Below are 15,924 nucleotides of genomic sequence, written 5' to 3' on the forward strand. Positions count from 1 at the left end.
ATGTTTGAGAAACGTTATCTCGTTTTAGAAGATGGTTCTATTTATACAGGCTTTAAGTTGGGCTCTGATCGCTTAACACAAGGAGAAATCGTGTTTAATACTGCAATGACAGGTTATCAAGAAACGATTTCTGACCCTTCATACACAGGGCAAATCATTACGTTCACTTATCCTTTAATAGGGAATTATGGAATCAATCATGATGATTTTGAATCGTTAACGCCAAGTTTGAATGGTGTAGTTGTTAAAGAAGCTTGTCATGTGCCAAGTAATTTTCGTTCACAAAAATCATTCGAAGCCGTTTTAAAAGAGTATGATATTCCAGGAATTAGTGGTGTGGACACACGAAGCATTACGAAAAAAATCCGCCAATATGGGGTGTTAAAAGCAGCTTTTGTAGATCATGCAGATGAAATTGAATCTACAGTAGAAGCACTTCAAACAGCAGTATTTCCTAGAACAGAGGTGCCTTCAGTTTCTACAAAATCACCTTATGTTTCAACAGGTTTTAACTTACGTGTTGTCCTCGTTGACTTTGGTAAAAAACAAAATATTGTTCGTGAACTCAATGCTAGAGGATGCGAAGTGACAGTGGTTCCTTATGATACTTCAGCAGAGACGATTATTAAAATTGCACCAGATGGCGTCATGTTGTCGAATGGACCTGGTGACCCTGATGATGTCCCTGTCGCTTTAGAAATGATTAATGGCATTTTAGGACGCATTCCGTTTTTTGGTATTTGTTTAGGGCATCAGCTTTTCGCCTTATCACAAGGGGCGAAATCTTTTAAGATGAAGTTCGGTCACCGTGGTGCAAATCACCCTGTTAAGGATCTTGCGACTGGAAAAATTGCCTTAACAAGTCAAAATCACGGTTATGCGATTGATGCCGATTCAATCGAGGGAACAGATTTAGAAATTACGCATCTTGCTTTAAATGACGGTACAGTAGAAGGCTTAAAGCATCGAACGTTACCTGCGTTTTCTGTACAATACCATCCAGAAGCTTGTCCAGGTCCGACAGATTCCAATTATTTATTTGATCAATTCGTAGCAATGATGGAAGACAATAAACAAAAGGAGCGCTCGACTTATGCCTAAAAGAAATGATATTCAAACGATTCTCGTTATCGGATCAGGTCCAATTATTATCGGTCAAGCTGCGGAATTTGACTATGCAGGGACACAAGCATGTCTCGCACTCAAAGAAGAAGGTTACCGTGTCATTTTAGTTAACTCAAACCCTGCGACGATTATGACGGATAAAGAAATTGCTGACAAAGTTTACATCGAACCGCTCACACATGATTTTATCGCACGCATTATCCGTAAAGAACAACCGGATGCGCTCTTACCGACGCTCGGTGGACAAACAGGGCTCAACATGGCGATTGAACTACATAATAGCGGTGTCTTAGCGGAAAATAACGTCACACTGCTCGGTACGAAATTGTCATCTATTGAACAAGCAGAAGACCGTGAATTGTTCCGCTCGTTAATGAATGACTTGAATGTGCCAGTACCTGAAAGTGACATCGTGAATACACTTGAACAAGCCTTTGCATTTAAAGAAGCAGTCGGTTATCCGTTAATCGTACGGCCAGCATTTACGATGGGTGGTACAGGGGGCGGCATTTGTCATAATGATGAAGAGCTCCGTGAAGTCGTTTCTAACGGATTGAAATATAGCCCGGCCACGCAATGTTTAATTGAAAAGTCAATCGCAGGCTTTAAAGAAATTGAATATGAAGTGATGCGCGATAAAAACGATAATGCGATTGTCGTATGTAACATGGAAAACATTGATCCAGTCGGTATCCATACGGGGGACTCAGTCGTTGTTGCACCAAGCCAAACATTGTCAGATGTGGAATATCAAATGTTGCGTGACGTGTCATTAAAAGTCATTCGTGCACTAGAAATTGAAGGGGGATGTAACGTCCAGCTCGCCTTGGATCCACATTCGATGCAGTTTTACATTATCGAAGTGAACCCGCGTGTGTCGCGTTCGTCGGCGCTCGCTTCAAAAGCAACGGGGTATCCGATTGCGAAACTCGCTGCGAAAATTGCAGTAGGTCTGACGCTAGATGAGATGAAAAATCCAGTTACTGGCATATCTTATGCGGCATTTGAACCAAGTTTAGACTATATCGTATCGAAAATCCCACGTTTCCCATTTGATAAGTTCGAAAAAGGTGAACGCGAACTCGGTACACAAATGAAAGCGACAGGGGAAGTTATGTCGATCGGTCGCACGTACGAAGAATCGTTATTAAAAGCAATTCGTTCATTAGAATACGGCGTGCATCATCTTGGCTTACCTAACGGCGAATCTTTTGACTTAGATTACATTAAATCACGTATAAAAGCGCAAGATGACGAAAGATTGTTCTTCATTGGTGAAGCGATTCGTCGTGGCACAACGCTTGAAGAATTACATGAAATGACGAAAATCGATTACTTCTTCTTAAATAAATTCAAAAATATTATCGATATGGAACATGCATTAAAGGCACATCCAGGTGATATTGATTACTTAAGATTTGCGAAACGTTTCGGTTTTAGCGACCGCGTCATTGCACATCGTTTTGAAATGACAGAAGCAGAAGTGTATGAGTTACGTCAACAGCACAACATTTGTCCTGTGTATAAAATGGTCGATACGTGTGCAGCAGAATTTGAATCCACAACACCATACTTTTATGGCACATATGAAGAAGAGAATGAATCGATTGTTACAGATAAAGAGAAAATTATTGTACTGGGTTCAGGACCTATTCGAATTGGTCAAGGTGTTGAGTTTGATTATGCAACAGTGCATGCCGTATGGGCAATTCAAAAAGCGGGCTATGAAGCGATCATTATTAACAATAACCCAGAAACGGTATCGACGGACTTCTCAATTTCAGACAAGCTCTATTTCGAGCCACTGACAGAAGAAGATGTGATGAACATCATTAATCTGGAACAACCTAAAGGCGTCGTCGTACAATTCGGTGGCCAAACAGCGATCAACTTAGCTGACAAATTAGCGAAATACGGTGTGAAAATTTTAGGGACATCCCTAGAAGATTTAAACCGTGCTGAAGATCGTAAAGAATTTGAAGCGTTACTGAACAAAATTGACGTGCCTCAGCCGAAAGGGAAAACAGCGACATCGGCTCAAGAAGCACTCGACAATGCACGCGATATCGGTTATCCCGTTGTGGTCCGTCCATCATACGTACTTGGTGGCCGTGCGATGGAAATTGTATACAATGATGCAGAACTTGAAAACTATATGAATGAAGCAGTAAAAGCCAGTCCAGAACATCCTGTACTCGTAGACCGTTACTTAACAGGTAAAGAAATTGAAGTGGATGCCATTTCTGACGGAGAAACAGTCATTATTCCAGGGATTATGGAACATATCGAGCGCGCGGGTGTTCACTCAGGTGACTCTATTGCAGTGTATCCGCCACAAACGTTAAGTCAAGACGTCATTGATACGTTGGAAGCTTATACAATCAAATTGGCGAAAGGACTCAACGTTATTGGTTTAATCAATATCCAATTCGTCCTCGCACATGATGGGGTATATGTGCTAGAAGTGAATCCAAGAGCGAGCCGTACTGTGCCGTTCTTAAGTAAAATTACAGAAATTCAAATGGCACAACTCGCAATGCAAGCGATTATGGGACAAAAATTAACTGCTCTCGGTTATCAACCAGGCATTCAACCGTACAAAGAAGGGGTTTTTGTTAAAGCACCGGTATTCAGCTTTAATAAATTGAAAAATGTCGACATCACACTTGGACCTGAAATGAAGTCAACAGGAGAAGTGATGGGTCGCGACATTACGTTAGAAAAGGCGCTATACAAAGGGTTAACAGCAGCAGGGATGGAAGTCAAAGATTACGGTACAGCGTTGATTACTGTCAGCGATAAAGATAAAGAAGAAATGGTTAAAATTGCGAAACGTTTAAGTGAAGTCGGCTATAAAATCGTGGCAACAGCAGGCACAGCCGCTACGTTGAAAGACCACGACATCAACGTTGAAACGGTAGAAAAAATTGGAGGCCACGATGATTTAATGACAAAAATTCAAGACGGTTCAGTCCAACTTGTCATTAATACGATGACAAAAGGTAAAACGATTGAACGTGATGGATTCCAAATTCGTCGTGCATCAGTTGAAAATGGGGTCCCTTGTCTCACTTCACTCGATACAGCAAACGCATTAACGAATGTCATTGAAAGCATGACATTTTCAATGAGAAATATGTAGGAGGTCAAAAGCGGTGGAAAAATTAACAGTGGTTTCAAATGCACCTATTGCAGAGCGCATTTATGAATTAACAGTCAAAGGGCCGGTTGTTGAAAAACTTCAGCAACCTGGTCAGTTCGTGCATATTAAAGCTGGAGAAGGTTCATTACACATGTTGCGTCGACCGATTTCGATTTGTCATATCGATCAAGCGCAACAACAGTTCACAATGCTATTTCGTGCTGAAGGGGATGGCACAAAGCGAATTGCTGCCTTAAATGAAGGCGACGAAATTGATATTTTAGCACCACTGGGTAATGGATTTCCAGTAGACAAAGCGAAGAAAAAAGCTTTACTCGTCGGAGGGGGCATTGGAGTTCCGCCGCTTTATGAACTTTCGAAACAACTCAATGAACGTGGCATTGAAACAGTACATGTTTTAGGCTTCCGTTCAGCTAAAGATGTGTTTTATCAACAACAATTTGAAGCATTAGGTGAGACGCACATTGTGACAGAAGATGGCTCATTAGGTACAACAGGTTTTGTCACAACGGTTATTGATGCACTTCCAGTCGATTATGACATTTTCTACACATGTGGGCCGTTACCGATGTTAAAAGCGTTAACACAGTTAGAAACATTGAAAGATGTACCGGGTTACATTTCACTAGAGGAACGTATGGGTTGCGGTGTCGGTGCATGCTTTGCGTGTGTTTGTCACGTACCAGAAAGTCCGACAGATTATGTCAAAGTGTGTACAGATGGACCAGTATTTGAAAGAGGGGCGGTTGTACTATGAGTCGATTAGCAGTAGAAATTCCAGGATTATCGTTAAAAAATCCGATTATGCCGGCAAGTGGTTGTTTCGCTTTCGGTGCGGAATACGGTCAGTTTTACGATTTGTCTGAGTTAGGGGCCATCATGATTAAAGCCGCAACGAAAGAAGCACGTTTTGGCAATGAAACGCCACGTGTCGCGGAAACAGATAGTGGCATGTTGAATGCGATTGGACTGCAAAATCCAGGCGTCCATCATATTATTAATCATGAACTTAAAGCATTGGCACAACACGACGTCCCAATTATTGCGAATGTAGCGGGCTCGATGGAAGAAGACTATGTATATGTAGCTGAACACATTTCAAAAGCACCGAATGTGAAAGCGTTAGAATTAAATATTTCATGTCCAAACGTAAAAGAAGGCGGCATGCAGTTTGGTGTAGACCCGACAATCGCTTCTGAACTAACACGTAAAGTAAAAGCAGTGTCTGAAGTCCCCGTTTATGTGAAGTTGTCGCCTAATGTGACTAACATTGTAGAAATGGCGGAAGCAATCGCCCAATATGCAGACGGGTTAACAATGATTAATACACTCGTCGGCATGAGAATTGACGCACGCACAGGCAAACCGATTATTTATAACGTTACGGGTGGTTTAAGTGGGCCAGCAATTAAACCGGTCGCATTAAGAATGGTGCATGACGTTCGCAAAGCTTTACCTGATATTCCAATTATCGCAATGGGTGGCGTGCAAAATGCGCAAGACGTTATTGATTACGTGTCAGTCGGTGCAGATGCAGTGGCAGTGGGAACAGCCAACTTCCAAAATCCAATGGTCTGCAAAGAAATTATCGATACTTTACCTGAATATTTAGATGCGTTAAATGTACATCATATTGGTGAGCTGAAAGGGAGAACATTGAAAGGACTGTAAAATAATGAAACAAACGCCAATCATTGCATTAGATTTTTCAAATGAAGCCGAAGTGATGGCATTTTTGCAACAATTCGATGAGTCATTATTTGTTAAAGTGGGTATGGAACTTTTTTATCAAACAGGACCTGCTTTAATTGATCGAATCAAAGGATTAGGCCACGACATCTTTTTAGACTTAAAATTACACGACATTCCAAATACGGTCGGTAAAGCGATGGAAGGTCTCGCAAAGCTGAACGTGGACCTTGTCAATGTCCATGCAGCTGGCGGTACAGTCATGATGGAGCGTGCCGTAGAAGGATTACGTCGACACAACAAAGACATTAAGATTATCGCCGTCACTCAATTAACATCCACATCTGAACAACAGTTGCATGAGGAGCAAAACATCCAAACATCGATGGAAACAGCTGTTTTAAACTATGCTAGCCTTGCGCAACAAGCAGGTTTAGATGGTGTCGTATGTTCACCGTTAGAAACGACATTGATTCGCGAACATTGTGGCGACGATTTCTTAAAAGTGACACCAGGTATTCGTCTAGCGCACAGTGCAAAAGACGATCAGCAACGCATCACGACACCAGAAAAAGCACGCCAACTCGGTTCGACACATATCGTTGTCGGTCGCCCGATTACACAAAACGACAATCCAGTACAAAGTTATCATCAAATTAAAGAAAGTTGGTTAAATGCATGTCAAAATTAATCGCAAAAGCATTATTAGATATCGAAGCCGTATCATTATCACCGAATGAAATGTATACATGGAGTTCCGGCATTCAATCACCTATTTATTGTGATAACCGTGTCACTCTCGGATATCCAGAAGTACGTACCGCGATTCGTGACGGTTTAATTGAACTCATTCAACAACATTTTGCTGAGGTCGAAATCGTATCAGGCACAGCAACAGCCGGTATTCCACATGCGGCGTATATTTCAGATAAAATGAACTTGCCAATGAATTACGTACGTTCAAAAAGTAAAAGCCACGGCAAGCAAAACCAAATCGAAGGCGCGCGCAGTGAAGGCAAAAAAGTCGTCGTCATTGAAGATTTAATTTCAACTGGTGGCTCTTCCATCACAGCTGTTGAAGCATTACAAGAAGCGGGTGCTGAAGTGTTAGGTGTCGTTGCGATTTTCACATATGGTTTAAATAAAGCGGACGAAACGTTTAAAGCAGCAAGTCTCCCTTTCTATACGTTAAGCAACTATGATGAACTGATTGAAGTGGCACGTGAAGATGGGAAGATTTCAGCAGAGGATATTCAAACTTTAGTCGATTGGCGCAATCAATTGTAATTGATCACAGGTGTTCCTGCTTGAACCATTCTATCGATATGTTTGCTGCGCATGTCGCTTAAGTGAATCATGGGTTGATTCGCTGAGAAGAATGGTTCGCACAATTTTAATTACATTTTGAACTTGAAGCGACACATGGCTTGCAAGTGTCAAAAGCAACAAAGCAGGCGTATGTTATCTCAAATACCAACGTAAAAACAACCAGCCGACGACGATAATGAGTATACAAGCTAAAATAGGGATTAAAAAAGTCATAGTAATCATAGAATAACCTCCAAATGATGATTTAACTTTATTGTAACGGGTTATAATAGATAGTGAAAGTAAAAAGTAAAGACAAGTCAACGCGTGATAGTTTGAGGAGGCATAATGATGAAAATTCCTAAGATTACTACGTTTTTAATGTTTAACGGTGACGCTGAAGCAGCCATTCGACGTTACACGGATTTATTTGAAGATAGCGAAATTTTGACAATGGTGAAATATGATGACACGATACCTGAGCAAGCGGGTAAAGTGCAACATTCTATTTTTACATTAAATGGTCAAGTCTTTATGGCGATTGATAATATGAATGGGGTAGGCATCGAAATGAACCCCGCAATGTCATTGTATGTGACGGTCAAAGACCAATTTGAAATGGACAAACTCTATCATGGATTGAAGCAAAATGGAGCGATTTTAATGTCCAAAACAGAGATGTTACCGCAATTTCGTGAGTTTGCTTGGGTTCAAGATAAATACGGCGTGAACTTCCAACTCGCCTTACCAGAATCAAAGAAATAACTATAGAATAAGATGAGCAAAAATCCGAGTCTTTCGTTACGTGTGGCGAAAAGACTCGGATTTTATGTATAATATAGTCAATTCTTGTATTGAACCATACATTTACCAAGTGCGCGTTTAGTTTCTTTGAATATTGCGCGCATAAGTTTTATTTAACGGAGGGGAACTTTAAAGTGGATATCAAAAAATGGCTCAGAAATTATAAACATACTTAGAAGTAATGGATTTTTTAAAATGATTATAGCGAACCTGTTATTATCAAAATTGACGTACCTTTTGATAACTTTTCTCTAGTCTATTATCAAAACATTAATCATTCTAATTTTATGAAAGAAGTTAGTAATTTAGATAAAGTCAAAAAAATAATACATGTTGGTGTGAGGGAGAATTTATATGACAAAGTGATAACGGATAAAGATATTATAAATATCACATCCAGATGCTAATAATTTATATAATGTAGGCTGCACAATGGAATTAAAGTCTTTTAAAATACCTGATATTGGCATAAAAATTGTATGTCTGAAAGTTTCCAAGACTTAGCCTACAAAATAGCTAAAAAACTAAGATATCTTTCAATATCAATGAAAATCAAATGATGTTTATAATAATAAGTATTCTATCGTTTAACAAAGCCCGCACTTTAGAGACAGATTTATTGAAAGAAATTGACCCGAAATAGTGTTCATATTTGACACTCGTGGTGATTTTGGTATAATTTAATCAGAGGTAGTCGGAGAGTAATACCGACTCTAAAAAGAAAATACTCTAAAGTTGATGTAGTCGTAAGGGTCGCGACTCTAAAAAGAAAGCCCTTTTTTGTATAATAGAGGTTTAATTTATGTCAAAAATCAATAAGAATAGTTTATATTTTCATCTACTAACTCAAGATTATTTTGATACTTATCAATATTTAGATGAATTTCAAGAAGATCATACACGTGGCCACGGTGTTATGATTCTTGATATCAATAATCAGTTGATTGCCATTCCACTTCGGTCAGGTATTTCTGATAAGCTTAGGAATTCGAGTCATCTATTTACTTACACAACTTATAGACGTCATGATGGGAAAATGTGCTTGAAGGCTTTAGATTTCAGTAAGTTGACTATTATCGATGAAAAATATATTGACTATTCAAGAATATATCATTTTAAAAATCCAAATGAGAAGAACTTTTATTTAAAGAATTCAAACCGTATTTTCTCACGAGTTAAGAACTATGTAAATAAGTATATTGAGATTTGTTCTAAGAGTGAAAATGGAGATACTCTTACTTTTAGAACTTTGAACCCATATAGATTTAGCACTTTACGCAACTTCCATAAAGAATTAGGGATAGCTATTTCCAAACAAGATTTTATTGATCAATTAAGAAAACAGTCTCTTTATTAATATATAAAGGCTCTTTGTCAACGTCGGTTGGTGAAGAAATATCGTACTAAGTGGCAATTTTTTGTTGCTTAGTACGTTTTTTATATTCACTTACGTATAACCTTGAAATAATTAAAATCCTATTTCTAAAGTTATAAAAATTTCTATAACCATAAGAGACACGCTTAATAAGCTTTATTTTATTGTTAATACCTTCAATTGGACCATTGGTCAAATGAGGATTTTTGATGTTAGACTCATTAACGGACACAGCGAATTGATAATAAATAGTTTATAATAATATTATTAATTTACGGGAGTGTCTGTCATGACTAAGAGAAGATATGATCATAACTTTAAGATGGAAGCAATAAAACTGGTTGAATCAGGTAGAAAAGCGACTGAGGTCTCAAGAGACCTTGATATACCGATACAAACACTTACAAAATGGCTGAGTAAGTATCGTGAAGGTGGCGAAGCATCTTTTGTTGGTAGCGGTAAATTAACACCAGTAAAACAAACAGAAGTCGAATTACAAAAGCGACTTAAGGAACTTGAAGAAGAGAATCGAATATTAAAAAAGGCTATGCACATCTTTGCCAAAGACCAGAAATAATTTATGAATTTATATATCAACACCGGCACGAATTTCGTGTGACTAAGATGTGCAAAGTATTAGGTGTTTCAAAAAGTGGATATTATGATTGGAAAAAACGTCCAGCTTCATCACAACAAAAGAGACGTGATAGATTAAAAAAGGAAATCTATAAAGTTTATATTGGAAGTCAAAAAAGGTACGGCAGTCCAAAAATCACAAAGGAACTGATGAAAGAAGGAATAAAGATTTCACAGCGTACAGTAACAAGATTGATGAAAGAAATGGGTATCAGATCAATCACAAAGAAGAAATATAAAGCAACAACAGATTCTAAACACAATCTACCAATATATCCGAATTTACTAAACCAACAATTTAAAGTTGAAAAGCCAGGTGTGGTATGGGTATCAGATATTACCTATATTTATACACGGGAAGGATGGGTGTATCTCGCAACAGTGATGGAATTATTCTCAAGAAGAATAATAGGTTGGTCGATGTCGAACAGAATGACGAAAGATTTAGTGATTTCAGCACTAGAAAGAGCATTTACTGCACAGAAGCCAACAGCAGGTTTAATACACCACTCTGATAGAGGAAGTCAATATGCCTCAATAGAATATCAAAATATATTAAGAGAAAACGAAATAATAACGAGTATGAGTCGGAAGGGAAATTGTTATGACAATGCGTGTATAGAGTCATTTCACAGTATAATAAAGAAAGAACTCATTCATCATTGTAATTTTCAAACGCGTAATGAGGCAATGTTTAGTATTATAGAATATATTGTGACATTCTATAATTCCAAAAGAATTCATTCAACACTAAATTATCTAAGTCCACTTGAATTTGAAAAAATGTTTTCATAAAATGACCTGTTTAAAAATGAACTTATATGATTTTAATAAGTTTATTTTTGAACAGGAAACCGAGCAGAGCGAGGTAAAATTATAAATTCACTGTGTCCGATTTCTTGACACAAATCCATTTGAATCGTATTTGAAATATAAGGTATATATTTTATGAGTGTGTTAATAACACGTTTGAGTCCATTTGAAATATTTAAACTCTTCGAACGTTGTAATGCTTCCTCTAATTGTTCAATGTTATTTGATCTTAGGGTTTCTAGAATATGATGTCCTGCTTCATACGTTAATTGGAATTCTTCATCAAAAGTTAACAAGAATTGTACTAAACTATACTGACTATGCCATGTATTAAAAAGTCTGAACGAGTGATAATGGACTCTGTCTAATTCAATTGGAGATTTTAATAAAAGCTTCCAATACCGTTTTAATTTATTGTACTTGGGTTTTTCTTTAGTCTTAAAACTATTCATTGTTTTAACGCGACTGTGATTGATTTCACGGTTAACCGCTTGAACAATATGAAAACGGTCTAAGATAATATCTGCATTGGGAAATAATGATTGAATTAGCGACATGTATGGTGGATACATATCAATAGAAACACTTTTAACTCCTTCACGCTGCTTTCTTGAGAATCTTAAAAAGTATTCTTCCAACTTGAACTTACGTCGATCTGGCAAGATATCAATAATATCATGCGTGATACTATCACAGTATATAAAGCTCATAGAGCTGTCGACATCATTAGTTGACTTAAATTCATCAAAGGATAAATGTTGGGGCAATATATCACTAGGTTGTGTTTTTACTGCTTCCCCTAGGTCTTTCAAATACCGATGAACAGTTGAAGGTGAAACTAAAACACTATTCGCTATATCTTTTTCAGATATGACAGTGGCGAGCTTTCTCGTCACCATTAGTTTTACGTCATTAGAAATTGTACAACGCGGTTCTATATATGGTGTTTTAGCCGTAAAAGTTTGACCACAAGCTTTACAATAGAAGCGTTGCTTTTTTAACACAAGATAACTAGGCCTTTCAAGAATAAGCCCCATATACACTCTTGTACTGCGAAAGCCATTTTTAATAACTGTGTGTTGCTCATTCTTGATACCACAACACTCACAACCTTTAGGTTGATAAGTTAAAACCCCTTTATAAAACAATGATTGAACGTTCTTGAAGGTTTGAATACCTAAACATTCAGTGATTTTTAAATTTGATACTTTTATTCCAATCATTTCTGATATATCATTATACATAGGCACGAATATCTCTCCTTAATTTGTTGGTTTTGTCACTTACAATTATAGAGATATTTGTGCTATTTTTGTATTTAAAACAAAAATAACGGCCAGTGAAAAACTCACCAACCGTTAAAAGTATAGAACCTATATAAAACGGTTCATTACTATATTAGGTAGTGAACCGTTTTTCATTTTTCTGCGTTACAATAGTGAAAGTGATATTAGGGTTTGAGATGGACACATTATACAACGGTTTAAAAGAGGGTGGTGCAATTTTAATGCCGCAAACTGCAATGCCACCACAATTTCGTGAACTTCCAACTGGCCTTACCAGAATCAAAGAAATAACTATAGAATAAGATGAGCAAAAATCCGAGTCTTTCGTTACGTGTGGCGAAAAGACTCGGATTTTATGTATAATATAGTCAATTCTTGTATTGAACCATACATTTACCAAGTGCGCGTTTAGTTTGTTTGAATATTGTACGCATAGGTTTTATTTAACGGAGGGGAACTTTAAAGTGGATATCAAAAAATGGCCTTTATACTACGATTTTTATAAAAAAAGATCCCCTACTCAATGGGCATTTAAAGCTTATCCTTCAAAGTTATTTATTCATGTTGTTATTACATGCAACAGGTAAGTTATCTCTCAAGCGGTCTGCTATTATTTCAACGCTATTTTTAATTTTATTAATTCTTTTCAGTATCCTTGTAGCCTTATTTTAAGATTAATCATATGATGAAAATTCATTAATTTACTGATAATTTTCAATAAAAAACGAAGCTAGAGTGCACGTCATCCTAGCTTCATTTTTTAGAGTTAAATCCGATACTACAGTCTATTAAATAGCAAATTTAACACTATATCTTTTACTCTTCTTCAGCTTTCAATCGACGAATCATATCATAATCTGGCGTTGCGTAAAGTGTCTTCTGGTTATCGTACGTGACAAATCCAGGTTTACTGCCACTCGGTTTGTGCACGTTGCGAATCGTTGTATAATCCACTGGAATTTGTCCCGATTGTCCGGCTTTTGAAAAGTACGCTGCAATCATCGCCGCTTCTTCAATCGTTTTGTCACTCGGCGCATCATTTAAAATCACGACATGGCTTCCTGGAATATCTTTCGTATGGAACCATAAATGTGATTTTTGCGCACGCTTATTCGTTAAATAATCATTTTGTTTATTATTTTTGCCTACTAAAATGGTATCGCCATCTGTAGAAACATAGGATTGTAATTGGATTTTTTGTTGCTTTTTCTTTTTCTGCTGTTTTTTCTGTTTAATAAAGCCTTGTTCTGCCAGTTCTTCACGAATATCGTCAATTTCATGCACTTGAATGTGTGACAACTGTTGCTCGATATTTTCAAAATAAGCGATATTTTCTTCGGTTAAAGTAATTTGATATGTCAATTCGCGCGCACGTGTTTTCATTCGGTTGTACTGTTTATAATAGTATTGCGCATTTTCAGCAGGTGACTTTTGTGGATTTAACGGAATAGTCACGTTTTCTCCTGTATAATAATTCACTGTTTCTAACTGGCGATCCCCAGGTTTGAGTTGATAAATATTCGCTGTGATTAACTCGCCGTACAATTGTTGATTTTCTTTTTCTTCAGTTCCCGCTTGTTCATCGACGAGCTTGCTCAATTTATTTTGATATTTTTGCAACAATTGTTGAACCAGTTTGACTAAATCGTTCGCACGTTGTTTGACGCGTTCACGTTCACCGCGTGCATCATAAAAACGGTCGAGCAGTTCATGGAGTGAATCATATGTGACGCAATCATCGTAAAACTGATGTAACTTCATAAAATAAAAGTCTTCTTTACCTGTTTCGTGATTTTTATGAAATACCGGTTGGGGTGTCGCTATCGTTTCGGCCATCACTTCGTCAAAAGCTTCAGGTAAAGTTTGCATGGTCATAAAATGGCGTCTTGATGTGATTTCTTTTGTGATTAACGGTGAAAAACCTTCAAACGTTTGAAGCAGTTGGCGATCAATTTTGCCCGTATTGAAATCAATATGTTGAAGCACTTGCGCACCAGTATATGCATAAGGGTTCTGTTTATGTTGTGTTGGCGGTGCTTCATATTGAAAACCTGGCATCACGGTTCTAAATTGATTCGTATTTGGTGTAAGGTGTTTAAAACCTTCTAAAATTTTACGTTCTTCATTAACGAGAATGAGGTTACTATGTTTGCCCATAATTTCTAAAATTACTGTACGATGAATCGTGTCACCAATTTCATCTTTACTTTCCACGTCCATTTCGATGCGACGGTCATTTCCGATTTGGCGAATGGCAAGGATACGTCCACCCTCTAAATGTTTACGAAAGACGCGCGCAAACATCGGCGGTTCAAATGGATTATCATATTTTTTTGTAGTGAGGTGAATCCGTGCAAAATTCGGGTGAATCGACAACAACAATTGATGATTTTGGCGTTGCTGTCTTATAACCATGATGATTGTATCGTTTTCCGGTTGATTGATTTTATGAATACGCCCAGAAATGAGAAATTGTAAATCTTCTACCATTTTTCTTGTAAACACACCATCAAATGCCATAATTATCTGCCACCTTTAAAAATTTTCATTATATTATTATAACATGCCTATCCATGCACGTCAGAACTAAAGTTTTCGCTTGGCCCTCTATGCAATTCAATAAAAATTGTGGTAAGATATGTTAATAAATAGAAGAATAGCGAAGAAAGGTCGTAAGGCATGGATACTGAAAAAGGCTTACTAATAGTACTCTCAGGCCCTTCTGGTGTTGGCAAGGGCACAGTTAGAAAACGTATTTTTGATGATCCACACACATCTTATAAATATTCTATCTCGATGACAACGCGTCAAATGCGAGAAGGTGAACAAGATGGCGTTGATTATTTTTTCAAAACGAGAGAAGAATTTGAAAAACTCATTGAGGCAGATGAGTTTATTGAATACGCAGAGTATGTAGGAAATTATTACGGCACACCCGTGCAATATGTTAAAGATACGATGAATGCAGGTCATGATGTATTTTTAGAGATTGAAGTTGAAGGGGCCAAGCAAGTGCGCAAGAAATTTCCAGATGCGCTATTTATCTTTTTAGCACCACCAAGTCTAGACCATTTAACAGAGCGTTTAATCGGTCGTGGAACAGAATCAAAAGAAAAAATTGAAAGTCGCGTAAAAGAAGCGAAAAAAGAAGTTGAGATGATGAATCTTTACGATTATGTTGTCGTAAACGATGAAGTGGATCTAGCGAAAGACCGCATTCAGTCTATTGTTGAAGCTGAACATTTAAAGCGAGAACGCATTGAAGCGAAATACAGAAAAATGTTATTGGAGGCCAAAAAATAATGTTATACCCACCGTTACACCAATTACAAGATAAAATTAACTCAAAATATTTAATTGCGACAACAGCCGCTAAACGTGCACGTGAGTTACAAGCTGACCCTGATCATTTATTATTAGATCGTTATGAAAGCAAAAAAACAGTAGGCCGTGCGTTAGAAGAAATCGCCGCAAGCAAAATTCATCCACACGTTGATGAATCACACTTTTAATTCAATACAATCGATAAATGCATATCACATTTAAAATGCGCTTTTCAAAGTTGTCTCTATCCGTTGAGATGAATTTGAAAGGCGCTTTTTAACATTGATTGTATATTTTGGTTCTTTATCAAACGTCGGTGAATGAGATGATAAAATGACATAGTCTATATCTATTATTAGTAGTTTCTTATGATGATGTTTGCTCCAACACTTGATTTGTTG

The 15,924-nt window shown here is 37.4% G+C and carries 11 protein-coding genes and 4 pseudogenes; 12 read left to right on the plus strand and 3 right to left on the minus strand.

The window, feature by feature from the left end; translation table 11 throughout:
* From B5P37_RS10065 to B5P37_RS10100, 8 genes are all read left to right on the plus strand, one after another.
* Nucleotides 1-1,101, plus strand: coding sequence for a carbamoyl phosphate synthase small subunit (locus B5P37_RS10065; RefSeq protein ID WP_085238088.1), 1,101 nt, complete (start codon nt 1-3; stop codon nt 1,099-1,101).
* Nucleotides 1,094-4,267, plus strand: a complete 3,174-nt coding sequence (carB, locus tag B5P37_RS10070) for a carbamoyl-phosphate synthase large subunit (RefSeq protein ID WP_085238089.1) — start codon at nt 1,094-1,096, stop codon at nt 4,265-4,267. The genes B5P37_RS10065 and carB overlap by 8 nt, the downstream gene beginning before the upstream one ends.
* Before the next feature lie 13 nt (nt 4,268-4,280).
* Nucleotides 4,281-5,045, plus strand: coding sequence for a dihydroorotate dehydrogenase electron transfer subunit (locus tag B5P37_RS10075; RefSeq protein WP_085238090.1), 765 nt, complete (start codon nt 4,281-4,283; stop codon nt 5,043-5,045).
* Nucleotides 5,042-5,959 carry a dihydroorotate dehydrogenase gene (locus B5P37_RS10080; protein WP_085238091.1) on the plus strand — a complete coding sequence of 306 codons (918 nt, stop codon included), beginning with the start codon at nt 5,042-5,044 and terminating at the stop codon, nt 5,957-5,959. Before B5P37_RS10075 ends, B5P37_RS10080 begins: the two co-directional genes overlap by 4 nt.
* A gap of 4 nt (nt 5,960-5,963) precedes the next feature.
* Nucleotides 5,964-6,668 (plus strand): orotidine-5'-phosphate decarboxylase, encoded by a 705-nt coding sequence (pyrF, locus tag B5P37_RS10085; RefSeq protein WP_085238092.1) that lies wholly within the window; start codon nt 5,964-5,966, stop codon nt 6,666-6,668.
* Complete coding sequence (gene pyrE, locus B5P37_RS10090; RefSeq protein WP_085238093.1) at nt 6,656-7,264, plus strand: orotate phosphoribosyltransferase; 609 nt, start codon at nt 6,656-6,658, stop codon at nt 7,262-7,264. Before pyrF ends, pyrE begins: the two co-directional genes overlap by 13 nt.
* A gap of 372 nt (nt 7,265-7,636) precedes the next feature.
* A complete protein-coding gene (locus B5P37_RS10095) occupies nt 7,637-8,050 on the plus strand; it encodes a VOC family protein (protein ID WP_085238094.1) in 414 nt (137 codons plus the stop codon).
* A gap of 841 nt (nt 8,051-8,891) precedes the next feature.
* Nucleotides 8,892-9,446: a hypothetical protein gene (locus tag B5P37_RS10100; protein WP_085238095.1), complete on the plus strand. Its 555-nt coding sequence runs from the start codon at nt 8,892-8,894 to the stop codon at nt 9,444-9,446.
* Nucleotides 9,447-9,492: 46 nt separating this feature from the next.
* Here the strand turns inward: B5P37_RS10100 and B5P37_RS10105 are convergent.
* A pseudogene (locus B5P37_RS10105) lies at nt 9,493-9,663 on the minus strand (transposase); the annotation flags it as partial.
* A 90-nt stretch (nt 9,664-9,753) separates the two neighbouring features.
* Between B5P37_RS10105 and B5P37_RS10115 the strand changes: the two are divergent.
* Nucleotides 9,754-10,895 (plus strand): annotated as a pseudogene (locus B5P37_RS10115) (IS3 family transposase).
* A gap of 119 nt (nt 10,896-11,014) precedes the next feature.
* On the opposite strand, the pseudogene B5P37_RS10120 reads toward B5P37_RS10115, so the two are convergent.
* Nucleotides 11,015-12,157 (minus strand): annotated as a pseudogene (locus B5P37_RS10120) (ISL3 family transposase); the annotation flags it as partial.
* A 215-nt stretch (nt 12,158-12,372) separates the two neighbouring features.
* On the opposite strand from B5P37_RS10120, the pseudogene B5P37_RS12275 reads away from it, so the two are divergent.
* Nucleotides 12,373-12,490, plus strand: a pseudogene (locus tag B5P37_RS12275) (VOC family protein); the annotation flags it as partial.
* Nucleotides 12,491-13,015: 525 nt separating this feature from the next.
* Here B5P37_RS12275 and B5P37_RS10125 read toward each other — a convergent pair.
* Complete coding sequence (locus tag B5P37_RS10125; protein WP_085238099.1) at nt 13,016-14,719, minus strand: Rqc2 family fibronectin-binding protein; 1,704 nt, start codon at nt 14,717-14,719, stop codon at nt 13,016-13,018.
* Between the two features lie 159 nt (nt 14,720-14,878).
* Here B5P37_RS10125 and gmk point away from each other — a divergent pair, with 159 nt between their 5' ends.
* Entirely contained in the window at nt 14,879-15,502 is a 624-nt protein-coding gene (gene gmk, locus B5P37_RS10130; RefSeq protein WP_014614147.1) for a guanylate kinase, read from the plus strand.
* Nucleotides 15,502-15,711, plus strand: coding sequence for a DNA-directed RNA polymerase subunit omega (gene rpoZ / locus B5P37_RS10135; RefSeq protein ID WP_019165540.1), 210 nt, complete (start codon nt 15,502-15,504; stop codon nt 15,709-15,711). Before gmk ends, rpoZ begins: the two co-directional genes overlap by 1 nt.
* The last annotated feature ends 213 nt before the right edge of the window (nt 15,712-15,924 follow it).

The organism is Staphylococcus lutrae, from assembly GCF_002101335.1.
In the GTDB taxonomy this organism is placed as follows: domain Bacteria; phylum Bacillota; class Bacilli; order Staphylococcales; family Staphylococcaceae; genus Staphylococcus; species Staphylococcus lutrae.

Excerpts from the sequence above, each read along its gene's own strand:
- B5P37_RS10100 (WP_085238095.1), top strand. The coding sequence starts at position 8,892 with ATGTCAAAAATCAATAAGAATAGTTTATATTTTCATCTACTAACTCAA.
- B5P37_RS10095 (WP_085238094.1), top strand. The coding sequence starts at position 7,637 with ATGAAAATTCCTAAGATTACTACGTTTTTAATGTTTAACGGTGACGCT.
- pyrF (WP_085238092.1), top strand. The coding sequence starts at position 5,964 with ATGAAACAAACGCCAATCATTGCATTAGATTTTTCAAATGAAGCCGAA.
- pyrE (WP_085238093.1), top strand. The coding sequence starts at position 6,656 with ATGTCAAAATTAATCGCAAAAGCATTATTAGATATCGAAGCCGTATCA.
- carB (WP_085238089.1), top strand. The coding sequence starts at position 1,094 with ATGCCTAAAAGAAATGATATTCAAACGATTCTCGTTATCGGATCAGGT.
- gmk (WP_014614147.1), top strand. The coding sequence starts at position 14,879 with ATGGATACTGAAAAAGGCTTACTAATAGTACTCTCAGGCCCTTCTGGT.
- rpoZ (WP_019165540.1), top strand. The coding sequence starts at position 15,502 with ATGTTATACCCACCGTTACACCAATTACAAGATAAAATTAACTCAAAA.
- B5P37_RS10125 (WP_085238099.1), bottom strand. The coding sequence starts at position 14,719 with ATGGCATTTGATGGTGTGTTTACAAGAAAAATGGTAGAAGATTTACAA.
- B5P37_RS10065 (WP_085238088.1), top strand. The coding sequence starts at position 1 with ATGTTTGAGAAACGTTATCTCGTTTTAGAAGATGGTTCTATTTATACA.
- B5P37_RS10080 (WP_085238091.1), top strand. The coding sequence starts at position 5,042 with ATGAGTCGATTAGCAGTAGAAATTCCAGGATTATCGTTAAAAAATCCG.